Source organism: Paraglaciecola sp. G1-13 (assembly GCF_055809255.1).
This window is the reverse complement of record NZ_CM147903.1, coordinates 4,250,573-4,273,935: the sequence shown is the minus strand read 5'-3', so window position 1 is coordinate 4,273,935 and position 23,363 is coordinate 4,250,573. Positions and strand designations below refer to the sequence as shown.

The window sequence follows — 23,363 nt, the reverse complement described above, 5'->3', positions numbered from 1 at the left end:
TGTTATTTCACCTAGCTTCTAATGCCAACGCCGCGATTAATCAGTGAATACGCAAAACCTAGCAACACCACATTAAATACCACTAACAAACCCAATGAGTACATGTAATCCACGTCAGACACCCCTAAAAACCCATAGCGGAAGCCATTCACCATGTACACGATAGGGTTGATTTTACTGACCCATTGCCAGAATTCAGGCAACAATGTTAACGAATAAAACACCCCGCCTAAGTAGGTCAATGGCGTCAACACGAAGGTAGGTACCACGCTGATATCATCGAACGACTTAGCAAATATGGCGTTAATTAAGCCTGCGGTAGCAAACAAAATCGACGTTAATAGCAAGGTAATGATAATAATGGGAATACTGTGCAGGCTTATATCGACAAACAACATGGATACACATGTCACGATAATACCAATGAGTATCGCCCGTGCGACCCCGCCGCCCACAAAACCCGCTATGATCACCCAGTTTGGAATGGGTGCCACTAACAATTCTTCAATGTTGTGCTGAAACTTAGCACTGTAAAAAGAGGAGGATACATTTGAATATGAATTGGTGATCACTGCCATCATAATCAGCCCAGGTACAATAAACTCCATGTAGCTAAAGCCGCCCATTTGGCCGATGCGACTGCCAATTAAGTTACCGAATATCACAAAGTACAAGGACATCGTAATCGCTGGTGGCACAAGCGTTTGTATCCAAATACGCAAGAAGCGAGTGCACTCTTTTATCCACAGTGTTTGCAGCGCAATCATGGTGCGATTACCCATTCGCTAACTCCTTCTTTTTTTGTTCGCTATTCGCTAGCTCTTCGCGGCCCGATTCTACTAAGCGTACAAATAACTCCTCTAAGCGGTTCGATTTATTGCGCATGCTCAATACTTGTATTTGCTGGCTTGATAGCTGCTCAAAAACGTTGTTTAAACTCTCTTCTTTGGCCACGTCCACTTCTAACGTGTGGGCATCCAATAAACGATATTCAAAGCCTGATAGTGCAATATTCTGATGCTCACCTGCTAAATCAAAGATGAATGTTTCAATATTTAAGGTGGCAAGCAATGATTTCATACTGGTGTTCTGCACGATCACACCCTTGTCGATAATCGCAATATTGCGGCACAACATTTCGGCTTCTTCAAGGTAGTGGGTGGTCAGTATGATGGTGATCCCTTGCTCGTTAATCTCTTTTAGGAAAGTCCACATTGAGCGGCGTATTTCGATGTCCACCCCTGCGGTAGGCTCATCTAAAATTAACATTCTAGGTTCGTGCATTAAGGCCCGCGCAATCATGAGGCGACGCTTCATACCACCGGATAAATTGCGCGCAGGCTGGTTACGCTTTTCCCATAAGTCCAATTGCTTAAGGTATTTTTCGGCACGCTCTTTGGCGACATTGCGCGGTACACCGTAGTAACCCGCCTGATTAACCACGATCTGGGTCAACGTTTCAAACTGGTTAAAGTTGAATTCTTGTGGCACCAAGCCAATGCAAGATTTGGCTTCAACGGGTTGTGCGTCTAACGAGTATTCGAAAATGTCTGCACTGCCACTGGTTTTATTTACCAGAGAACTGATAATGCCAATTGTGGTTGATTTGCCAGCGCCGTTTGGGCCGAGTAGGGCGAAGAAATCCCCCTGTTTCACTGCTAAGTTAATCCCATTAAGGGCTCGGGTTCCACCTTTATATACTTTGGTTAGCCCTTTGATATTCAATGCATTCATGCTTTATTCCGCGTGATTTTCAGGATGTTGGATAATCTGTTTTAACGATGACTGCCAACTTAGAGAGACAAAATGAAAAAGCACAAAGTTGTTGGCTGGATGTACTCACACCGAAAAGTATGCATTATACCATGGCGATGACTGAATAGAACATGATGGGCACTGAATAAAATGTAAGGTTTTTAGTTTGTTAGTCCCAAAAGAAGTTCGGTGTATATAAGCTGCCATGCGCACATCGAAATTAATATACCAACAATAACAAGAGAGGAAAATCCATGGCCCATATGCAGCCTTTACCCAAAGAAACCACACCTGAATTAGCAGAAGACTTCGCAATCTTTGAACAAATTTTAGGTTTTGTACCCAATAGTTTGCTAACGATGCAGCGCCGACCAGACATCGTACGCGGTTTTGGTGTACTAACCAAAGCGGTGATGGCAAAAGACGGCACGGTTGATTTAGGTTTCAAACGTCTATTGGCACACTTTTCAAGCCGGGCTGCAGGTTGCCAATACTGTGAAGCGCACTCCTTAATAGCCGCTAAAATTCACGGTATTTCTGATGAAAAGGTCGCCGCAGTGTGGGAATACCAAACCAGCCCACTTTATTCAGATGCAGAGCGCGTAGCCCTTGATTATGCACTTGCCGCAGGTTCAGTGCCGAACGCGGTGGATGAGCCACTTATGGCCCGCATGCGAGCCTATTGGGAAGAAGATGAAATCGTCGAAATTCTAGGCGCTATTTGTTTATATGGTTTTTTAAACCGCTGGAATGATTCCATGGCCACAGATTTAGAAGCCACGCCCAAAGCGCTAGGTGAAGACGTGCTCGCCCAAGGCGGCTGGACAGGCGGCAAACACGTGTAGAAGTGCTAAATAATCGCGCTTAATTGAGGGCTAAAACTCATGCTTGCCGTATATCCAGTCGAGCCCTTGTATGGACGTGGTTGGAAATGCGGTAGCGTGTGTGGCGCCATCAATAATCTTAAAATTGAGTTTTACATTCTCTGATGCGCCAGCCGTTATTTTTTCAGCGAGCAATTGAGCGCCCTTCACCATGTCTTCACGCTCCCCGAATTTCGGTGTCTCTAAGCCACCGACACTAAGATACACCTTGGTTTTATGTTCTGGGCCTTGCATAGCCAGCGACAGTAAGTAGTCATTATCGAACCATACTGAAGGGCTGCCCAGCACATACGCTGAGAATGTTTCTGGGGCCGTAGATAACACATAGGCGCCAAATAGTCCGCCAAGGGAGTTGCCTACATATGTTCTGTTTTCAGCATGGGCGCGGTAATTTGACTCGATATATGGGAACACTATGTCTTGAATAAAAGTCAAGTGGGCTTTTGCGCCGCCTGTTTCTAGTTTCCAATCGCTGGCTTTTGCAGGGGTAAAGTCTCTGATTCTGCTTGATGCGCCTTTCGACCCTTTAGCGTATGAAATGCCTACAATGATTGCTTCTTCCATTGTGCCACTGTTCATGGGGAATCGAGTAGCGCCAGAGACCAGTGGAAAACTGTAGGGTGCGTCAGTGAGATAGATCACTGGATAATGCTTACTTTTATTGGTGCGGTAAGAGCGAGGAAGCTTGATGAAAAGCGGATAAACTCTTTTTGATATAGGCTCTTCCAGTTCAACTACCTCACTTCTGGGGACGCTATAAGCCGCTTTTTCGGGTGCTTTGTTTAACCATTTTTTAAGTGGTTCAACCCACGCGTTATGTGGCCGGTAGAAAGCGCCATGTGCTAGCCCTGTAGAAATTGAAACTTCTTCAAATGACGTCACTTTATTACCACTGCGCTGTATGACGTTTTTACAGGAGCCAACAGTATCTGAAGTCTCATAAATTGAGAGGATATTACCCTGCAAAGTCACATCATTATGAGTGGCAAGGCTGCTGGTGCAAGCAGCTAAAATCACATAATTAATATCACTATTAACTAGGTAGCTTGAGGTGATAGCGGTGATAAAACCGCCGCGAGAAAACCCCACTAGCGTTATATTACTGGGGGATACGCCCTTTTTAATTAAGTACTGAACTTGATGTTGGAGTTTCTTGGCATGCTCAAAAGGGTCAGTATTTTTCGCCCTGTGCTCAGCTATAATGAAGGCGTTTAGCGTTGAAAAGGTCTTAAGTATTGCAGGGAAATCATAAGGGCCCCAAGACGGATGTTCTGGCGTTGTGTCAACGCCTTCGACAATCAAACCATGAGAATAAAAAACATAACGCGCATTTGAATCGATAGATGCGGGTACTTCGCTGTAAATAACGCTCGCCACAGCATTGGCGCAATGAAGAACAAAAATAAATAAGATAGCGAGCTTCATGCTTTTCCTTGCTTAACCCCATAATGGTAGTGAGTAAAATGTGTTGGTAAGTGATATACAGCGGCGCAAATTACCCTAAACCCACTTCAAATTCCATATTACGGTTTAGAGAAGAGGCCATATGATGGTACTCAAGCTTCTCTATTTTGGCTGCTATCGCCTGACAAGTCTTGTATCGTTTGCAACATTTCAAGCACGCTCGCTCTTAGTTTTGCGTCTTTGCTATGGATTGTGCCTAGGGACTGATCAAACGCCGTTGACTGCTTGGCTAGGGCAATGGTGTCGTATTTCTCATCGGGATCAAAATTTCGACTAGGGGGTGCCATTAAGGCTAAGCTCTCTTGGGATGTTATTAATCCATTTTCGAGCAGCTCTGTACCCATGTTGACCAGTTCATCATAAGACATATTGTTTGGATTATACTTGGCGGCAATCTCCTGCAATTTACTCTCGGCATTTAACCCTGCGTCACTGAGCGTTACCTTATCTATCGTTCGATTTTTATTAGCCGCATTAAAATCTGTAGCGACCGAAGTAGCGGTATCGCTCACTTGGTAAATACGACTGACTTGATCAGGGCTATTTATATACATAACATCCTCAGCTGAAAATAAAGTGCAAAAGAACGCTTAGGCCACAAGATTGGCCGAGCGTTAAATTTGACTACCTAATCAATCTCAAATTGCAATAAATAAGCCAAAAAAATCAGACCAATATACAAGCCAAGAGCTACTTTTGCCCTCAGTGATAGGGCGTTCTTAGGAAGGCTTTTGCCGCCTAAAACAACCGAACGGCAATCGCTGGTTATCGCACGCGTTCAGCACTGACCACATAGCGCATAGTCGGGTTGGGTGTCATTGCGTTAAACGGGTAGCAGGTGATTAATGTGAGTTGATCTGCGCCTTGTGACTCGATGATGTGAGTTTGGCTTTGATGCACAATGAAGGTCGATGTGACACGGTACTGCCCTTGCGCTTCGAGAGTTTGCACGTCTATGGAATCTCCCTTGTTCAGGTATTGCAGGGCGGCGAAGTGAGTATCTCTGTGACCCGTGATGACACTATTGCCGCCCTCAAATGGGAGTGGAGTCGCACTCATATGCCCAGGCCCAAATGCCATGGTGCGCCCTGATGCCCCTGCTAAAACGTATAAGGGCTCTCCCGATAACGAGCCTAATGGCTTACTCGGTAACGTTAGTTTGGCCACAGGATAGGTATCAGCCCATGGCCAAGGTTTGGTTTTTATGGCTTGCGCTTCGAGTGTTTGATTAGCGCTATGGGAAGGGATGTTAGCTTCAGCGGCATGCACGCTATGTTTCCAAGCGCTGGCGATAAGCACTTGCGCAAATTGTGCCTTCGCCCACACGTACGCTCCGTTTGAAACCAATAGCCCGCCGCCAACTAAGCATGTGAGCCAGATCGGGCCTAACAGAGCACTTTTTAGACTATCTCGGCTAAACCACACAGCCCACTTTGCCTCGTTATCGCGCACGTTAGTGCCTAGTTCAGCGCCTGAAATCATGACAACCGTTTTTGGCGCGCGCACAATGCAATTCCCAAAAGTAGCAGCCCTAAGGTGATATGCTGCGGTGCATTGGTGGCCGTTTGCGGTAATTGGCCAACCCTTTGTAACCCAGTCATTTGTGACCTCGCCATAGCAAACCCAACAGGCGCGTTGTGGTTAATGGGTGTGTTTTTGCTGTTCTCGTGCTCTGGTTTAACGTCTTGGGGGATAAGCGGCTTTTCATCCACGGCAATAAGGCTAGTGAACTGGCTTACAATATGATGCTCAAGGGCAATATTTGTAATGCTGTCTTGCCATTTTTTACGCATCATTGGGCGCATTTCGCTGTCGCGTTCTCGGCGCAAGGTATGACTGAGTTGTGTGATTTTCTCTCTCGCCCAAGCAACGCCTAAGCCGGCGCGTTTGGCTGTGGGGCTAAGGGGCATGCGGATTGACCAAGGTTTGCTTGATACTGCTCGTGCTGACTGCCAACCCGTCACCTTGAGTGCATTGTCGGGTTGTTGCAGTTGCATGCCATTTTCAAGGTGTGTCACCGGCACTCGGTAATGAATAACCAAAGGCTGGGCGGCATATAAGTCAGGAATAACACTGGGGTAAAACTCGGTCTCTCGGGCAAATTCAATATGTATATCTTGCATCACAGGGCGAGTCAGTTTGTTAAACAATGCCGTCATCTTGTGTTGCACCTGTTGAATGTCGCCAATGTAGGTAAAGGTGCCCCGGCCAGCTTGTGCGGCCTGGGTCATAAAGTAACTGTTGGGCGCCGAACCAATGCCGATAGTAAACAAACGGCTGTCCGCCAACTTATTTTCAATCAGGCTCATTAAGGCATCTTCATTGCTCACACTGCCATCGGTGATAAAGACCACTTGGCGAAGCTTATGGGAGCCAAGTAAATCGCTTTCATCCCTATGGAGTGAGGGTTTGTTTAACGCTAATGTTAGCGCGGGTGCCATTTCAGTGCCGCCATCTGCGTGTAAGCTGGCCACCCAATTTCGTGCGCGCTGAATATGTTTGGCTGTGGCAGGCATGGCACGTTTCCATAACGCTTGGGGGGCGTCGTTAAATTGAATAATATTGACATTATCCTCTGGGCGCAGCTGCGTTAAGGCAAAGTCTACAGCGCGCTTAGCTTGCACAATCGATTCCCCCGCCATAGAGCCTGAGGTATCGAGTAAGAACAGCAATTCTCTTGAGGGCATCTGTTGGGCGACGGCTCCGCCAGTGGAATGAGATGCATCTTGCACAGGTGGAGTAAGCATCACTAGCCCATAACGATACTTGCCTTGGGTTTCGCTAAAGTGTGCTGCACTGGGAGCATCGCTTGAGGCGGGTTGCCACGTTAGAGCGAAGTCTTGGTTGGCGATATGCTCTTGAGCCAATTCAATGTGATAGCCACTGTTTTTCTCTCCTTGTTGGCTGATGTTGATAGGGTGATGTTCGCTAATAATATCGTCAGCGGTCAGTGCAAAGCCACTGTCTAATTCAACGCTGATGCGAATTGGGTTGGCCGGCTCATCAGCTGTTTTTATTTGCTGGCTTATTGCTGTCACGCTTTGCCCCCATCCCTGAGTATTGACCGTGGCGACTGTACTCTTGTTAGTCGCATTATTGGGTGAATATCGCGGTGTTATTGTCATGGGAAAGCGCAAACTGAATGTTTGTTCGTCAAACCCAACCACCTGTTGATATTCAATCGTGATGCTGACGGATTCATTTGGGCCAATGTTGGCAATAGTATTAGTGAAAAGGTTGGGGCGATGTTGTTCAATTAAGCTGGCTTTTCTACCTTGAGTTTTAGCTTGCTCGAAATGCGCCTTGGCTTGTGCTTTGGGCATGATTTTGCCTTTGATTCTCCGCTCACCTATGTGCATATCGAGATGATCGACGGCGGCATTTTCAGGTAAAGGAAAGGCGTAAATTCCATTTACCCAATCTTGACTAGGGTTATGAAAACGCTGAGTAACCTTGGTTCTGGCTATCATGCCTGTAATGTCGATTTTTACATCGGTACTTAACAGCGGACTAAGCTGATAACGGCGTTTTTGATGAAGTTGACTGGGATCATCATTGTTGTTTTCATTAGGGGGATCGCCCATTTTGCTTTCATTTACGTTCGCGCGCGAGCGTGCTTCTGAAGCGTCACGTAAGTAAAATAGACTGCCTTGGGCGACGTCATTAATAGAGTCGACATACACGATGGGAGTACTGTCGTCCCGGGTTTGTGGGCGACTAATACGGCCATTAAAACCAGCCCTATGTTGTTCGTTTTGCATTTTGCTTTCCTCAACGTCGGGCTGAATAAGGTATTGAGAAGCGGCGCTGTGCAACACGCCTATGGTGCTAACAATCAACAGCAGCCCGCTGAATTTAAGTAATAGGGACATTCCTGTTCTCCGGTTTAGGTCTATTTACGTGGCGAAGCAGCCATAAGCGATGTATGAGACGCGGGCTGGATAGATAACGTGACCTTACGGGCGAAAAACCAACTCTCTGGCTCGCTTTTATCACTCGCCACGACGGACTCGCCAAAAGACTCAGTGTGCAATTGCGCGCCAGGCACGTGCTGCTTTGTTAAGTAACGTTTAACGCTGATAGCCCTTTGCTGAGAAAGCGCTTGGTTATAATGAGAACTGCCGCGCTCGTCGGCGTAGCCCGCTAAGGTTATTTGTAGATCGGGGGACTGACGCACAAGCGCAGCAATTAAATCTAACTGCCTGTGATAATGGGATTCAACAGCATGAGAGCCGGTGCGAAATTGAATATTCGTTTCAATTGGCGTTATAGAGTACGACTCAGTTGTTTGTTCTGTGCTTTGCTGCGCTGTGCCGTGATGCGCTGTAACGTTATGGCTCTCTAAGCTCGCGGTGAGTAAGGTATTATTGTCGGGATTTTCTTGCTGATACATACGCTGCTGAGCGAGGCGTAAGGCAACCAACTGCTGCTCTTTTTGCCTCAGTCCAGACTGAGCTTGGGCTAATGCATTGTCGTTGTTTATATCATTTGAAATAAACAGGCCCATTATACCGCCAATTACGCCGCCTACTGGCCCACCGACTGCAGTGCCTAATAATGCGCCTGAGCCAAAGCCAACGAGATCATTCTGGGTGTTTGACTGGGCAGATTTCTCCTTCGTGGTTTGGGCATGTGGCGTTGTTTGCGCGTAAGTCAGTGGGGCAACAGCGTGGTTGATGAGCAGTGCGAGGGTAAGTGCAATTGCGCTATATTTCATGATAGTTCCTTTACTTTTTTTGAAGGTTGGCGTTTTTGATTGCACTATTACACAGCGAATTTGCGGCGATTTAATGCGTGAAAAATGGCAATCTTTGGGGCAATTGTGGCGAAAAAATGGAAATTTACTGTTGTCAGCAAAATGTCTGATTTTTAGGATATAGTGACGTCACCAAATAAAGCGGCGACCTATTAAAGTGCAGTCGCCGAGTAAAGTGCGTCACTGAATAATATGAGTGTGGTTATGTCTCAACGTATTGCGCTAGTGGAAGACGATCTCGCTATTCGAGAAAACTATACCGCAGCCCTCAAAAAACAAGGATACGAGGTTATCTGTTACGCCAATCGCCGGCAGGCTGAGCAAGGTTTTGCTCAGCGCCTGCCTGACTTGGCGATCATTGATATTGGATTACAGGACGAGATCGATGGCGGCTTTATGGTTTGCCAGCAATTACGCAGTTTATCCAAAACCTTGCCAATCATTTTCTTCACTGCCAGAGATAACGACTACGACACCATTTGCGGTTTGCGCATGGGGGCAGACGACTACCTAACAAAAGACATTAGTTTGCCTCATTTGTTGGCGCGCATCGCTGCCTTGTTTCGCCGTGTGGCGCTGTTGAATCAACCCCAATTGTCAGAGGACGTCATACAGACTGGTGAATTAAGTATCGACAGCAAGCGCATGACCGTCAGTTGGCAAACACAAGGCATTGAGCTAACAGTGACTGAATTTTGGATGCTACACGCCATTGCCAAGTATGCAGGGCATGTTAAAAGCCGCCAACAGTTGATGGATGAGTCAAAAATGGTGGTAGACGACAGTACTATTACGTCGCACATCAAACGTATTCGTAAGAAATTCCAGCAAGTTGACAGTCAGTTTGATCGTATTGAAACGGTTTATGGCATGGGTTATCGCTGGAAAAATGGCATGAGCCATTAACCTTGATGAGTCGCTATACCAGTCTAGCTAAAAGTCGCAAAGTGAATCATGTTTACAACAAGGGACGGTTTCGATTTCGCTTTGGTATACGCTTAAAATTGCTCGCTTTGTCGATATTTTTGTTTGCCATTCCTTGGCTTGGGTATCAATACGTGTGGGAGCTAGAAAGCTATCTACGTATTGGGCAAGAGCAAACCATGGTTGGCACTGCGCGTGCAGTTGCAACCGCCTTGCATGAGCGGCCCGCTTTATTTGATACCCAAAGCGCTTACCTGACCGATGTAAAACCTGGGACCGACTTATACGCCCATAAAATTCACGACCCAATCCGCTTAGATGGCAAGCTGGATGATTGGTTGGATTATCAGCATTTAAGCCTTGAGTATGGGCGTGCGCATCTACTTGATTACCTTAATGACAGCGACGATTATCAGCCCAGCAGTTTGCATTTCCGGCATATGGTGGGGCAATTTGGTGAGTACCTATACGCCATGTTCGAAGTTACCGATGAGAGGGTATTGCTAAGGGCTAAAAACAGTCTGCGGGTGGACCGCAATGACTATCTGCAAATAGCCATGACCGGCCCTGACGGTAGCTTTAAACGCTATGTTGTGGCACCGCAAGAAGCAGGCTGGGTTAACGCGTATTTGCTATCTGAATCTGTGGACTCTATGCGCCCTGTTTCACTTGAAACGCAAATTCAAGGCCGATGGTTAAACACTGCTAAGGGCTACAACGTAGAGCTGCGATTCCCTTTGGCCATGATGAGCAGCAAAATCGCCTTTGCCATTACAGATGTTGACGACCCACAAACCCGGAAAATACGCTATCGCATAGGTACCGCCAACCCGAACAAGAGCGATACTCTTGGCACGGTATTGGTGCCATCACCGGAGATAGAGAACATTCTCAAAGGGTTAAAATACTCAAACGCAAGGGTATGGGTCATTGATAAACACAAACGGGTACTGGCTCGCTCTGGCAATATTCATAAATCGGTTGGTTTAAGCAGCAGCGCTTATTCATCAAACAAGGATCAGCAAGCTAGCTGGTGGCAAAGCATAGAGCAGAAATGGTTATTACCCCTGTACTATCAAATTCTGACCAAGCCCCCAGCGGATTTTATTGATGACTTACAAGATGCGTATGCGTTGCAAGGACAAGATATTAATCAAGCGCTAATGGGGACACCGGCCTCTTTATGGCGCCTAAGCCCAGATAACAAAGCGGTTATTCTGTCGGCGGCGCACCCCATTTTCATAGATGAGAATGTGATGGGGGCTGTGGTCGTTGAGCAAACCACCAACGGTATTCGCACGCTAAGAAACCTCGCCCTCGAAAAACTATTTCATGTGATATTAGCCGTGATGGGGTTAGGGACCTTGGCGCTTTTTTTATTCGCCTCTAGGATGTCGTTTCGCATCCGTAAGCTTAGAAATCAAACAGAGGCGGCGATTGACCAGCACGGTAAAATCATTGGCACAATTCCCAGTGCCACCGCGGGAGATGAAATTGGTGATTTAGCGAACACGTTTAATATCGTGCTGAGTAAACTTGGGCAGTACAACACTTATTTGCAAAATATGTCAGCCCGTTTATCCCATGAGTTGCGCACCCCTGTGGCAATAGTGAAATCGTCCTTAGAAAATCTGCAATTAAGTCAGCAGACAGATGAAGATGCCCAGTACATTGAACGAGCGCAACTTGGGATTAAACGCCTCAGCACGATTTTAAATAATATGAGTGAAGCGACCAGATTGGAGCAGGCAGTACAAAGTAACGAGCGAGAGGACTTTGATATGAACGCCTTGCTCAGCGGCTATGTTGAAGGTTATCGAATGACCTACGCTAGTCATAAGTTTGCTTACGTAAACGAGGCAGGGGATGTGCTGCTGCTCGGCTCAGGTGATTTATTTGGCCAAATGCTGGATAAGATCATTGCCAACGCCCTTGAGTTTAGTCCTGAGCATTCCCTTATTTTTATCCGACTTAGCCTGAAAGAAAGTAAGTATTTACTTACCATTGAAAATGATGGCCCACCGTTACCGAATGATATGGAGGATAAGCTATTTGATTCCATGGTATCGGTACGCCCTGAGCATGCTACTTCACAGCCGCACCTTGGGTTGGGGCTATTTATTGCTAAGGCAATTGCACAATTTCACGGTGGTGATATTCAGATAGAAAACCGCACTTTAGAAACGGGTGAGCATCTGGGTGTGCGGGTGTCTTTGCTTTTTTAAAGAAACAAGTTGTCTATTATTTGCCAAGACACGCTATTGCCCATAGCTGTTATCAATTTTTAACAGGATACAGTTCAGGGTGTAAAAATGGTGCCATTGCCAACACCATTGCATGAGTGTAATTGCCTTCTCGGGTGGCATTTCCATTGGTCAGCAACCCTATTGCCCCACCTTTTTGTTTCACGTTTTGGGTGTTAAATAGTTCATCCATTAATGGGCCTAGCTCTTCGCCACTGGCTAAGGCTTGATAGACAGATTCAGGAATAGGCATAATGGCGCCCCGGCCAATCGACTCGCGCTGGTGGTTAGCGATAACGACATAAGCAAACGTAGCTGGGCCGTATTCGAATTTATCGACGCCGCCTTCCATCGCCACATAAAAATCTGCTTTTGCATTCGCTTGGCAATAACTCACCCGATTAATAGCACCTATGCGTGTTTCTTCACTGGTCATGGGCTGCTCAGCCACGCCAGAGGGGGCATGCATGCCTTCGCACGTTATTTCATGATCAGGGTAAAGCATACTGATAGCGTTTTTTGCGGCGTTTACTTTCACTGGATTTTTAGAGCCGACGACTACGTGCAGCGTTGTAGGTCTTTGAGATTGATGCAAGGTAGCTTCCTTAAAACAAACGAGGATAAACGTCATGATAAACGTACATATTGTACAAAGAGGAGAAGGGTAGCACAGTAAAATAGCTGAAGATTCTACACTGGGGATGAAATATTCTCTGATATGAGTGTTTGAAAATGGGTCGTATACTCTATGCAGCCCTTGTGAAACTGAGTTTATATCTTTTTATTTTACTTAACTATTTACAACAAAAAGTTCGATTTTACTGGCATGACCAGTATGCTAGTTGTTGCGCAATATTAAGCTAAAAGAGCAGTTAGAGCTATGAAGTTACATCACTTACAGGGTTATATTCAGTCAATATATTTAGTCGAATACCCAGACCGACTTATGTTGCTGGACGGCTGTACCCGTGCCGACGTCGACACCCTACGAGATTTTATTACTCAAGAATTGAACCGTCCTTTTAGTGATTTAAAAGCGGTAGTGGTTACTCATATGCATCCGGATCACGCTGGCGCAGCGCACACGTTAAGAAAACTGGTTGGTTGCACAATCATCTCTAGTGACGTTGAGCACTCTTGGTATAAAGGCATAACAGGTTGGCTTATGTTCGTCACCGACTTAATGCTTGCACGTTGGGTTGCCAACCGAATGGGGCGTGAACGTAGAAGTATGTGGTACGCCAAAACGCTTAAACCAGACATCAAACTTATTGATAAGCAGACGATACCGGGCTTTGATGAATGGTGTGTGTACGAAACACCAGGGCATACAGACCGTGATTTATCAGTTATGCATATGCCAAGTCAGCGCATGTACGTGGCTGATTTGGTGGTTAAAGTGAAGAGTCGTTTTATTCCGCCTTTTCCAGTGTTTTTCCCTGAAGTGTACGGCAACTCAATTGATCGGCTCATGGCAATGCGGCCAAAATCTATTTTGCTCGCTCACGGCGGTGAAGTGCAATTGAACGATGCTGATTACCAGCATTTACAGGCCAGTCTACCTAGGGGGCCGCAAACGCCTTGGCGAGTGATTAAAGCAAAAGGCAGGCGGGCGTTAGGTTTGAAGAAATCAGCACGAACGTAAAGGTTATTCTAGTCATGAGTACTGGCTTTAGGTATCTAACATTTGTTCACCAAAGTTAGACCGGCTCAAGTAAAATTAGTGGTATATTTCTAGTATTAGATGAATTTTACTCATAGGTTTTACCCTTATGCTGGAGCGCCATCATTTAGCCATTATCCACGCTGTTGACAAACATGGCACATTAACCGAAGCCGCCAATGCCCTGCATTTGACGCAATCTGCTTTGAGTCACGGTATTAAAAAGCTAGAAGGCCACTTAGGTGCGCCTGTGTGGCAAAAAGACGGTCGTCGCTTGCGCTTAACTCAAGCAGGGCAAGGGTTACTCAATTTAGCCAATCGAGTGTTACCGCAATTTGAACACAGTGAACAAGTGATCCAGCAGATTGCTCAAGGTCAACGCGGCGCACTGCGCATCGGTATGGAATGCCACCCTTGTTATCAGTGGTTATTAAAAGTCGTCTCCCCATTTTTGCAGCAATATCCTGACGTAGACGTTGATGTACGCCAAGCGTTTCAATTCGGTGGGTTAGGGGCGTTGCTGGGTTACGATATTGATATGCTGGTCACCCCAGACCCATTATTTCAAAAAGGTTTAGAGTACTTACCGGTATTTGAATACGAGCACGTATTAGTTGTGCCTGAATCGCACCCTGTTGCGGGGCAGTCGTGGGTGCAGCCACAGGAACTTAGTGATGACGTGCTAATTACCTACCCAGTAGAGGCAAGTCGCTTGGACATATTTAGCCAATTTCTGACCCCAGCAGGCGCGAGCGTTAAGCGACATAGAACCATTGAAACAACAGAAATTATGTTGCAAATGGTCAGTGCAGGGCGAGGGGTTTCGGCACTACCCAAGTGGCTGGTGGAACAGCATCAAAAAGATTTACCCATTGTACCTGTTAGGTTGGGGACAAAAGGAATTTTTAAAAATATTCACTTAGGGTTTAGGGCCGGTGAAACTCGTCCTGAATACCAGAACACCTTTATTGACATTGCTAAGAAAACCGACCATTTAATCTAGTACGGATCCACGTTAATAAGTGCTCACTTATAAGCGTGGATTAGAATAATACTCGATTCAACAAATTAACTATGCTTTTTGAGTAAGGCGCAAAATACACTGAACAATTTGGTCTCGGTCGTAAGGCTTACCTAGATGTTCGTTCATTCCAGCATGTATGTACTGTTGTTTATCTTGCTCGAATATATTGGCCGTAAGGGCAACAATCGGTAAATCGGCCATGCCTAATTCCCCGCGGATCACTTTTAACGCAGCAAGGCCGTTCATGACGGGCATGTTGATATCCATCAATACAATATCCACTTTTTCTGCGCGTTTGAGCTCATCTATGCAGTGTTGACCATCGTTCGAAAGAAGCACTTCAGCCCCTTCCTGTTGCAGAAGTTCACTAATGATCTCTTGGTTAATCATATTGTCTTCGGCGACTAGCACGGTTAATCCATCTAATGGGCTCTCGTCTTCATCGCTCGCTATCATTTCCGTCTTTTCAATGATGTGAAACAGCTCTTCATTACGACAGGGTTTACTCAAAATACGCTCAACTGCAAATTGCTGCGTCATGCGCGAAATACTTTTTGCATCGTAGGCGGTTAAGACCAGTATTCGGCTGGTGATCTGTACTTTTGATTGTTGTAGTCGAGATAGAAATGCTAAGCCGCCTATTTGTGGCATCACCCAATCAAGTAAAATAATGTCAGGTTGCTCATTCTCTATTAAGGCCTCAAGCGCATCACTGGCAAATTGAAAGGTCGCTACTTTGGCGCCCATCGTAGTGAGTGCATGTTCTAACATGGTTAGAGAAATAGGGTTGTCATCGATGACGACGATGCGTTGCGGCGTCGATAGCTGCATGACTTCTTCTGGTGAGGTAATGATCAGGTTATTGAGCTTCAACTTAACGCTGGCAGTAAAACAGCTGCCGATGCCAAGCTGACTCGATACAACAATTTCACCGCCCATCAACTGGCACAATTGTTGGCTTATGGTTAAGCCTAGTCTGCCACCAGCATTGTGATTCTGCTTTAACGGTTGACCCTGGCTAAAGAGTTGGTTGATATCTTCTTGACTAATGCCAGCCCCTGTATCAGTAACCATGATGTTTAACGTATAGTCACTCTCATGTGTGAGTGAGTCTTGGTCTGTTTGTTGGTTGTCTGTGCTGATGACTAAATGAATATGGCCACTGCTAGTTTGCTCAATAGCATTAGCGCATAGATTCAGCATAATTTCGCTTAATCGTCTACGATCTCCAATGAGATCGCAGTGCACGGTGTGGGGCAACGTGATATTAAACACTAACCCTTTATCTTGTGCCTCTTTAGACAACATGGCGTACAAACTATCTACAATTTCATGCAATGAGAACGGCTGTTCAGCAAGTTGTAGTTCGCCAGATTCCAACAACGCGAAATCAGATAAATCCCCCAATACTGAATTAAGATGTTCAGCCGAAGCAGTAATTTTACGTAGGTAGTCTTGTTGCTTTAGGCTTAACTCAGTTTGCATGCACAAATCGGTCATACCTAAAATACCGTTTACAGGAGTGCGGATTTGATGGCTCAATGTGGTCATGAATTGCGTTCGACCGCTGACTGCCCAGGCTGCCGTTTTTTCACTGGCTGCTAACGCTATTTCAGTGTCTTTTAGGGAATGAGTAACGCGTTTAACCTCCCGTGATTGTCGCAGGAGTTGTAGGTAAAGTCCCCTGTGTTGTTGTAATGCATAGCGCAATAAAAAACCGGCCATAAAGCTACCGACGATAGATAAAGTCAAATACACGTAATAAATAAAATCAATCGGTTTAACATGTTGTGTTGGCGGATATACCCAGAGCTGCCACTGATTGCCAAGTATATTAAGCGGTACATTTAAGTCTGGAATGTCAGTACGTTTTGCATCAATACTAGGCGTACTGTCGAACATTTTGTTATCAGGGAACACATAGTAGTTTTGCTCATGATCGGCCAAAATATAGGCGAAGTTTTCACGACCCGCTTCTTTAGGCAGCGCACCTGTCAGGGATGCCACTTGATGAACGGTGATCAAAAAAGTTGCTGCTGTTTGAGCTGTCTCTTCTTCAGCGATAGGATTTACCACAACAATTATTGGAGCTTTAACCGCTGAATTGTGTGCGGTGATGATAGGCGAAATTTGGGTTGTCCCCAGTTTGCCTGCGGCCTTAAGGTAAGGTTGAATATAGGGAGCTAATTCGTCAACGAGCTGACTGAGTCCGGTATCGGGAGAATAGTGAAAGCGCGGCAGGGCAGCATTATTGCTAAACAGGTAAATTTCCGCGACATCATTGGCTTTGGGATAAACCAAATGAATAAATTGACTTAGTTGGGCTGTTTTTAAGGGGCTATTGAGATGTACCGCATCAGCCAATTTATTATTGCGTTCAACGGTTTGTTGCAGGGCCACATCATATCGGGCGACAAATTGCTGTAAGTGCTGTTGAGCATGGTTCAGCTCTTGGGTACGGTAAGACGATACCCCTTGATTGAACAGCAATAGTCCGATGGCACTACCCACCACGAAGGTTAACCAAAAAACGACATTAGCCATTTTACCACTAGCAAGATACTTCATTCCATGTCATCCGTTTAAGTGCTTCTTGAGGCAGGTATGGGCAATTCATTTGCCACTAAATACCACACTCTGCACCGTACTCCTCGGATGACTAAATTTCAATATTTGCAGCTCAAATATTTGTAATTAGTGCCCTATTGACACTTTTTAGAAAGGAGATAAGAGAAAATGGCAGATATTTCATTTTGAAATATCTGCCACAAATGTGACACCAAGCCAGGACCAGTGAAACTCAGTATCAAACAGGCAGGATTAATTTAATCTAAATGAGAATCATTTTCAAGTGTGTTTTGTGGTTTTATTTAAAAAGATGTGAGGATGCAAAACGTTGAAGGAAACGAGTCAGTTCTTACCCGTTTGGCTAAAAAGCACTCGCTTATTTAGACTAATGGCTAGCCCGTGGGACAGTGTTTTTCACTATAATAGCTCATATTTTAAATTTATTTACTGAGACACGTGGGCCATTGAGTAATTAAGGGGCGTTATCAGCGTAGTTTTATTGAGGGAACGACGAACATGTATGTAATTCAATTCTGTCGAGTTTTACGTCTTGTTCTATGGAGTTGGTTTTTTGGTTCAGCTTGTTATGGTCAAGAACAAGAAATGAACGTGTTAGTTATTCATTCTTACGATGAGCAGCATGAATGGACCAAAGCCTTAACCGAAGGTCTCGAAACGGGTGTTTTGAATGCTCCTGGAGTACGGATATTACACGAACACCTTGATGCAAAGCGCTTTCCGACACTGTTTTTTAAGGACGTGTTTTTAGATTACCTAGCAAATAAATATCAGACTACCCAATTTAGCGCAATCGTCACTACAGACGACGACGCGCTGCAGTTTATACTCGCAACACACGATTTACATTTTCACGATGTGCCGGTTGTTTTTGTTGGCGTGAATAAACATCTAGAAAAAAACACCTATACATCATGGTTAACTGGGGTGTACGAATATCGTGATATTGAAGGGTTACTGCGATTAATCCGTCTTCAAAGTAAAAGCGATGAGTTAATTGTTCTTACCGATAGTACTCGTTCAGGTACAGCGAACTTAAGTAAAGTAAAAAGGTATTCCGAGTTTACGAAGTTACATGTTTTAACGGATGTACACGCCGAAAGTGTCAAAGAGGCCTTCGAGCCGTTTGCTACCGACACGCCTATCTTGGTTGTTGGTCAGTTGTTTTATCCACACTTGCAAGCGTATGCAGGTTGGATTGAAAGCGCTGATTTACTCACGGAAAACAGCGCTAACCCCTATTATTCCATCGCATCTATTACGATTGATCATGGAATATTAGGGGTTCGTTATTTAGATGGATTTGTTCACGCTCAGCAGGCAGCAAAAATGGTTGCTCGTATTTTATCTGGTACTCCGGTGTCTGATATCCCCAAAATTGTAAAAGCGGAGAACCTTTGGATATTCGATGCTCAACTACTAGAGCGTTATCAATTTGCGCGCTCTGAATTACCACAAGGCAGTATTTTGCGTAATGAGCAACTGTCTTTTTATGAGCAATACAAGTTAATTGTGTGGGGCGTGGTGAGTGCGTTTTTTGTCGCCCTAGTGATCATTTTACTACTCGTGGCTGTTATCAGGCGAAACGCTCTGGTGAAGAGGGAAACAGAGTTAAATGCCTCTAGATACAGAGATCTTGCCGACGCGGGCGCAAGCATATTCTGGGAGTGTGATTCTGACCTTAATTATACTCACCTCAGTGGCGATGTTGCCTCTTTGTTTGATTACAAACCTGAAGAATTAATTGGGCTCCCTCATTTAGAAATCCTTAAAAACATTGATATTACTGATTTCCCCACCGTGCGTTATAAACAGAGGATCAGTCGAAAAGAGTCATTGAGTAACTTCATTCTTAAAGCGAAAAAGCATACAGGTGAGCAACTTGTTTTGCTCATTAATGCCAAGCCCATAATGGAATTTGAAAACAAGTTCCTAGGTTATCGGGGTATTTTAAAAGACATCACCAAGGAACATGATTTATCACAAATGGTGAGCTATCAAGCTAATTACGACGCACTTACTGGCTTGGTGAATCGCCGTCATTTCGTAAGTTTGCTTAAGCGATATTTCGCAGAAAAAAACAACAATGTAGCGCCTTCTTATTTATGTTGTATTGATGTTGATAACTTTAAATTAGTGAATGATAGTTTAGGACATCAAATTGGCGATGGCGTATTAACAGAGGTTGCCGAGGTGTTGAGTCACCTAGTTAATTCTAACGACACGTTAGGGCGTTTGGGGGGAGACGAATTTGCACTGCTATTAGTGGATAGGTCGTTGGAAGAATCTACAAGTTTGTGCAAAAACCTGATTCAAAGTGTGTCTGAGCACGCCTTTTATTGGGGGGGGCGGCAAATTAATATCGGAATTAGTATCGGTATGGTCACTTTAGAGCGGGACTTAAGTGATGTCGAGCTATTGAGCAAGGCGGGGTTATCTCGCGATAAAGCAAAAGAATTAGGCCGTGGGCGTTTGTTTTTTGCCGAGGCAGGGTGCACTGATATGCTAAGAGATCAAGCGCATATAGGGTATATAGCAAACATATCTCATGATCTTAAGCTGGGCCGCTTTAGCTTGGTGAAACAGCCCATTGTTGGCCTGAAAAATACAAATCAACACATATTGCACTATGAAATTCTTATTCGATATCATAATGAAAATGGGCAGTTTGTATCTCCCGGAGTATTCATTCCGGTTGCTGAAAAGCACGGCGTTATCAGCTTAATCGACAGCTGGGTCGTTAAAACGACATTGGCGAATTATGCGACCTATTTCCCTGAAGGTAACGTGACGGTGTCGATCAATTTATCGGGCGTGAGTGTGAGTAACGATGACTTTAGCCGTCAGGTTATCAACTTAATCAAGACATCGAGAATAGCGCCACAAAATATTTGTTTTGAGATTACAGAGACTGCCGTTATTTCGCGGATCGGCCAAGCTTTGGACTTTATCCATGAGCTTAAAGCCATAGGGGTTAAATTTGCTTTAGATGATTTTGGAAGTGGCACTTCATCTTTCGGTTATTTGAAGCAGATACCGGTCGACTATTTGAAAATTGATGGAAGCTTAGTGAAGGATATCCATAATCAACCAACAGATCGCGCTATTGTGGAATCAGTGCATAACATTGCTAAAATGATGGGAATGAAAACCGTTGCAGAATTTGTTGAGAATGATGAGATATGTCGGGTTCTGCAGGATATAGGTATTGATTATGGCCAAGGCTACGGTTTAGGAAAGCCGCAAAGCTGCTAGGTTCTCTGTTTGCGGCCTTGGAAAACCGAGTTAGGCGTTATGAAGCGACTAAAATCGTTACTAAACCGATAAGGCCACCAAAAACACCACCCCATACAACCAACCAACCTAAATGTTTCTTGATCATGGCTTGAATAATATCTTTGACCATTTTAGGGGTAAGTTCATCTAAGCGCTGCTCAACAATCGATTCAATTTTCTGTTGCACGTCATGCATCACATTTGGCTGTTCAAACTGATTGCTTAACGTCTCTAGAAAACGCTCATCTTGGCTTATTTCAATCAGGGAGGTTTTCATTTTCTCCACAAAGGGCTGTTTCAACGGTGTAAGGGCTTCTGCGCCACCGAACATACCTAGCATACTGCCAAATGAAGACGCATTAATAACTTCGACCAATGAGTCAAACGTAGGCTCTAAATCGACCTTTTCTAACACTGGGGCTAAATCAATCTTAAGTTGCTGATTATCACTGTTTAGGAAGCGTGCAATGTTTTGCTCAGTGAAAAACTGCGTCATCATCAGTTCTCGTATTCCTGCTTTAAACTCTTCAAAACGTGACGGAATAACACCTGAACCGTATAAAAGCGGCACTTTTTCAAACAACATGTGTATCGCCAGCCAATTGGTGATTGCACCAGACAAAGCAAAGATACCGACAGTAGTAATAATCAGATTTTCTAACACCAAACCCAGAATAAGTAACAACAGGGCAACTACATTGGTTAGGATACTTTTGTTCAAAATCGCTCCTTAATAAATGGGTGTAAACAACGTGCGGACAAGCGCTGTTGTCACAAATTGGCGCTATGCTAGCAGGGTAGCGGGTAGGGTGACAACAGGATTTGCAAACGAATGAACTTCATTGGTTGGCAAAGATAAGTTAGAACAAACGTAGTTAGGAAATGAGCGGACGGCGTTTGCCCTCTCAGCAACTTTCAACTGGGGAAAGTGACCTCGTCGTGCTGAAAACCGCCGCCATTTCTCGGTATGTGGTCGTCAAATATAACCGTTTAATTTTCGAGAATGCCCCGCTGTATGATTTCATCAAAAGGCACGCTAGCGGGAAGCGTACCGAATGCTAGTCCCTGCTGTTTGTCCAATCGCGCTGAGCAAAATGTTTCTGCCATGGCTTTGTCATTCGCAGTTAAAAGCAAGGCACCTTGCAGTGCAAGTGCCATTTGTTCCACCACCAAACGACTGCGTATTTCAAGGGTGTCTTGATCATCAAAGGCTGCTTTAAGGGTTTTGACATGGCAATCATAAGCGTTATTTTTGCCCGCGGCCCTTTGCAACTCAGCAAACAGCGCATTAATGGCCTCAGGCTCTTTGCGTAGCGCCCGAAGCACATCGAGACATTGTACATTGGCGCTGCCCTCCCATATCGAGTTCAACGGCGCTTGGCGATATAAACGCGGCAGAATGTTTTCTTCCACATAGCCAATGCCCCCTAAACATTCTTGCGCTTCATTTACAAAGGCGGGAGTACGTTTGCAGATCCAATATTTTCCAATGGCAGTGGCAATGCGTGAAAGATGCGCCTCGTGCTGATTGGTGTTAGCCAAATCAACGGCGCGAGCAACGCGCATGGTTAAGGCTAAACTGGCGGCGACTTCTAAGGTCAAATCCGCCAGTACGTTCTTCATCAATGGTTGGTCTATAAGTTTTGCGCCAAAGGCCTCTCGGTGCTGAGTGTGATGCAGCGCTTGCACTAATGCTTGGCGCATTAAAGACGTTGAGCCAATCATGCAGTCAAGGCGAGTAAGGGATACCATATCAATAATAACGGGCACGCCTCGGCCTTCTTCCCCTACTAGATATGCAGTAGCACCTTGAAACTCGACCTCTGAGGAAGCATTGCTCCAATCCCCTAATTTGTCCTTTAAACGCTGAATTCTGACGTGATTTAGCGAGCCGTCTTCTAAAATGCGAGGTAGCAGAAAGCAACTTAAGCCTTTTGTACTCTGCGCTAAAATTAGGTGGGCATCGCACATGGGCGCCGAAAAGAAAAACTTATGCCCAGTGATTCGGTAGCTTCCGTCAGCTTGAATGTCTGCGCGAGTGGTATTACGCCGTACATCAGAGCCGCCTTGTTTTTCTGTCATACCCATGCCCAAGGTGATACCACGCTTTTGACTTGCTGGTATTGAGCGAGGGTCATATTCGCCACTGATGACTTTATCTGTCCAGTAGTGTGGCAAATCCGGCGCATTTTTCAGGGCAGCCACACCTGCATGGGTCATGGTAAGTGGGCAAGTAGTCCCCGCATCCGCTTGGCTGTGCATAAATAGCAAAGCAGCCCTAATCACATGTGAACCTGATGTAGATTCGTTTTTCCATGAATAAGCATGTACTTGGGCAGCCATCGCCTCGCCCATTAATTCGTGATAAGCCGGGTGAAACTCAACGTTGTCAATTCTGCGCCCATAGCCATCGAATGGCTGAAATTGTGGTTTGTTTTTATTCGCTAACTCGCCAGCATTCATGAGCTGGTCACCGGCAATATTGCCAAAGTCCGTTAATGTATTTGTAGGTAAGTCACTGTGGTTCTGCTGCACCGCATGCATCAACATTCGATCAGCAGACCAAAGATTATAAGGTGAAAGTACCTGAGGCTGGTTTTCAACCGTGTGAGTCGCATAGAGATCAAAATCTGACATAGCGCTTTCCAGTGTATGAGAATAATACAAAATTACATATATTATTTTAATGTGTCAATAATTGTAATGTTTGTTTGATCTCGTTTATGGTGGGCTAAATACATATGTTTTTCCGAATGTTAATGGGCATTTATGACTGTATCTTAGAATC

17 protein-coding genes are annotated in these 23,363 nt (G+C 45.1%); 6 read left to right on the top strand and 11 right to left on the bottom strand.

All coding sequences use genetic code 11. From position 1 onward, the window contains the following. Positions 1–11: 11 nt before the first annotated feature. Positions 12–782: an ABC transporter permease gene (locus AC0L6N_RS18025; RefSeq protein WP_006992965.1), complete on the bottom strand. Its 771-nt coding sequence runs from the start codon at positions 780–782 to the stop codon at positions 12–14. Further along, positions 775–1,734 (bottom strand): ABC transporter ATP-binding protein, encoded by a 960-nt coding sequence (locus AC0L6N_RS18020; RefSeq protein ID WP_473476552.1) that lies wholly within the window; start codon positions 1,732–1,734, stop codon positions 775–777. Before AC0L6N_RS18020 ends, AC0L6N_RS18025 begins: the two co-directional genes overlap by 8 nt. A gap of 275 nt (positions 1,735–2,009) precedes the next feature. On the opposite strand from AC0L6N_RS18020, the gene AC0L6N_RS18015 reads away from it, so the two are divergent. Further along, entirely contained in the window at positions 2,010–2,600 is a 591-nt protein-coding gene (locus AC0L6N_RS18015; protein ID WP_011576633.1) for a carboxymuconolactone decarboxylase family protein, read from the top strand. 30 nt (positions 2,601–2,630) lie between these two features. On the opposite strand, the gene AC0L6N_RS18010 is transcribed toward AC0L6N_RS18015, so the two are convergent. The 5 genes from AC0L6N_RS18010 to pdsO all read right to left on the bottom strand — a co-directional run bounded on the left by AC0L6N_RS18010 (position 2,631) and on the right by pdsO (position 8,820). Next, positions 2,631–4,064 carry an alpha/beta hydrolase gene (locus AC0L6N_RS18010; protein ID WP_473476549.1) on the bottom strand — a complete coding sequence of 478 codons (1,434 nt, stop codon included), beginning with the start codon at positions 4,062–4,064 and terminating at the stop codon, positions 2,631–2,633. A gap of 131 nt (positions 4,065–4,195) precedes the next feature. Next, a complete protein-coding gene (locus tag AC0L6N_RS18005; protein ID WP_473476547.1) occupies positions 4,196–4,657 on the bottom strand; it encodes a hypothetical protein in 462 nt (153 codons plus the stop codon). Between the two features lie 211 nt (positions 4,658–4,868). Then, the gene (locus AC0L6N_RS18000; protein WP_473481374.1) at positions 4,869–5,585 is read right to left on the bottom strand and encodes a class GN sortase; all 717 of its coding nucleotides are present in this window, start codon (positions 5,583–5,585) and stop codon (positions 4,869–4,871) included. After that, positions 5,582–7,975, bottom strand: coding sequence for a marine proteobacterial sortase target protein (locus AC0L6N_RS17995; RefSeq protein WP_473476544.1), 2,394 nt, complete (start codon positions 7,973–7,975; stop codon positions 5,582–5,584). Before AC0L6N_RS17995 ends, AC0L6N_RS18000 begins: the two co-directional genes overlap by 4 nt. 20 nt (positions 7,976–7,995) lie before the next feature. Next, positions 7,996–8,820: a sortase-associated OmpA-like protein PdsO gene (gene pdsO, locus AC0L6N_RS17990; protein ID WP_473476542.1), complete on the bottom strand. Its 825-nt coding sequence runs from the start codon at positions 8,818–8,820 to the stop codon at positions 7,996–7,998. Between the two features lie 243 nt (positions 8,821–9,063). Between pdsO and pdsR the strand changes: the two genes are divergently transcribed. Together pdsR and pdsS are read left to right on the top strand one after the other, a co-directional pair. After that, entirely contained in the window at positions 9,064–9,765 is a 702-nt protein-coding gene (gene pdsR / locus AC0L6N_RS17985; protein ID WP_473476539.1) for a proteobacterial dedicated sortase system response regulator, read from the top strand. A gap of 5 nt (positions 9,766–9,770) precedes the next feature. Beyond that, entirely contained in the window at positions 9,771–12,008 is a 2,238-nt protein-coding gene (pdsS, locus tag AC0L6N_RS17980; RefSeq protein ID WP_473476537.1) for a proteobacterial dedicated sortase system histidine kinase, read from the top strand. Between the two features lie 52 nt (positions 12,009–12,060). Here the strand turns inward: pdsS and yjjX are convergent, their stop codons facing one another. After that, a complete protein-coding gene (yjjX, locus tag AC0L6N_RS17975) occupies positions 12,061–12,657 on the bottom strand; it encodes an inosine/xanthosine triphosphatase (RefSeq protein ID WP_473476534.1) in 597 nt (198 codons plus the stop codon). 249 nt (positions 12,658–12,906) lie between these two features. On the opposite strand from yjjX, the gene AC0L6N_RS17970 reads away from it, so the two are divergent. Continuing rightward, positions 12,907–13,671 carry an MBL fold metallo-hydrolase gene (locus AC0L6N_RS17970; RefSeq protein ID WP_473476532.1) on the top strand — a complete coding sequence of 255 codons (765 nt, stop codon included), beginning with the start codon at positions 12,907–12,909 and terminating at the stop codon, positions 13,669–13,671. 127 nt (positions 13,672–13,798) lie between these two features. Next, entirely contained in the window at positions 13,799–14,692 is an 894-nt protein-coding gene (locus AC0L6N_RS17965; protein WP_473476529.1) for a LysR family transcriptional regulator, read from the top strand. A gap of 69 nt (positions 14,693–14,761) precedes the next feature. On the opposite strand, the gene AC0L6N_RS17960 is transcribed toward AC0L6N_RS17965, so the two are convergent. Continuing rightward, a complete protein-coding gene (locus tag AC0L6N_RS17960) occupies positions 14,762–17,281 on the bottom strand; it encodes a response regulator (RefSeq protein WP_473476526.1) in 2,520 nt (839 codons plus the stop codon). 516 nt (positions 17,282–17,797) lie between these two features. Between AC0L6N_RS17960 and AC0L6N_RS17955 the strand changes: the two genes are divergently transcribed. After that, entirely contained in the window at positions 17,798–20,554 is a 2,757-nt protein-coding gene (locus AC0L6N_RS17955; RefSeq protein WP_473476523.1) for an EAL domain-containing protein, read from the top strand. 37 nt (positions 20,555–20,591) lie between these two features. On the opposite strand, the gene AC0L6N_RS17950 is transcribed toward AC0L6N_RS17955, so the two are convergent. Both AC0L6N_RS17950 and AC0L6N_RS17945 read right to left on the bottom strand, forming a co-directional pair. Next, entirely contained in the window at positions 20,592–21,296 is a 705-nt protein-coding gene (locus AC0L6N_RS17950) for a DUF445 domain-containing protein (RefSeq protein WP_473476521.1), read from the bottom strand. Between the two features lie 269 nt (positions 21,297–21,565). Beyond that, positions 21,566–23,212 carry an isovaleryl-CoA dehydrogenase gene (locus tag AC0L6N_RS17945; protein ID WP_473476518.1) on the bottom strand — a complete coding sequence of 549 codons (1,647 nt, stop codon included), beginning with the start codon at positions 23,210–23,212 and terminating at the stop codon, positions 21,566–21,568. Positions 23,213–23,363: the final 151 nt, after the last annotated feature.

Bases quoted from the DNA above. Each gene is read 5' to 3' on its own strand.
- pdsS (WP_473476537.1), top strand. From the start codon at position 9,771: ATGAGTCGCTATACCAGTCTAGCTAAAAGTCGCAAAGTGAATCATGTT.
- AC0L6N_RS18010 (WP_473476549.1), bottom strand. From the start codon at position 4,064: ATGAAGCTCGCTATCTTATTTATTTTTGTTCTTCATTGCGCCAATGCT.
- AC0L6N_RS17945 (WP_473476518.1), bottom strand. From the start codon at position 23,212: ATGTCAGATTTTGATCTCTATGCGACTCACACGGTTGAAAACCAGCCT.
- AC0L6N_RS18005 (WP_473476547.1), bottom strand. From the start codon at position 4,657: ATGTATATAAATAGCCCTGATCAAGTCAGTCGTATTTACCAAGTGAGC.
- AC0L6N_RS17995 (WP_473476544.1), bottom strand. From the start codon at position 7,975: ATGTCCCTATTACTTAAATTCAGCGGGCTGCTGTTGATTGTTAGCACC.
- AC0L6N_RS17960 (WP_473476526.1), bottom strand. From the start codon at position 17,281: ATGAAGTATCTTGCTAGTGGTAAAATGGCTAATGTCGTTTTTTGGTTA.
- AC0L6N_RS17955 (WP_473476523.1), top strand. From the start codon at position 17,798: ATGTATGTAATTCAATTCTGTCGAGTTTTACGTCTTGTTCTATGGAGT.
- AC0L6N_RS18025 (WP_006992965.1), bottom strand. From the start codon at position 782: ATGGGTAATCGCACCATGATTGCGCTGCAAACACTGTGGATAAAAGAG.
- AC0L6N_RS18020 (WP_473476552.1), bottom strand. From the start codon at position 1,734: ATGAATGCATTGAATATCAAAGGGCTAACCAAAGTATATAAAGGTGGA.
- AC0L6N_RS17970 (WP_473476532.1), top strand. From the start codon at position 12,907: ATGAAGTTACATCACTTACAGGGTTATATTCAGTCAATATATTTAGTC.
- AC0L6N_RS18015 (WP_011576633.1), top strand. From the start codon at position 2,010: ATGGCCCATATGCAGCCTTTACCCAAAGAAACCACACCTGAATTAGCA.
- pdsO (WP_473476542.1), bottom strand. From the start codon at position 8,820: ATGAAATATAGCGCAATTGCACTTACCCTCGCACTGCTCATCAACCAC.
- AC0L6N_RS17965 (WP_473476529.1), top strand. From the start codon at position 13,799: ATGCTGGAGCGCCATCATTTAGCCATTATCCACGCTGTTGACAAACAT.
- pdsR (WP_473476539.1), top strand. From the start codon at position 9,064: ATGTCTCAACGTATTGCGCTAGTGGAAGACGATCTCGCTATTCGAGAA.
- AC0L6N_RS18000 (WP_473481374.1), bottom strand. From the start codon at position 5,585: ATGATTTCAGGCGCTGAACTAGGCACTAACGTGCGCGATAACGAGGCA.
- yjjX (WP_473476534.1), bottom strand. From the start codon at position 12,657: ATGACGTTTATCCTCGTTTGTTTTAAGGAAGCTACCTTGCATCAATCT.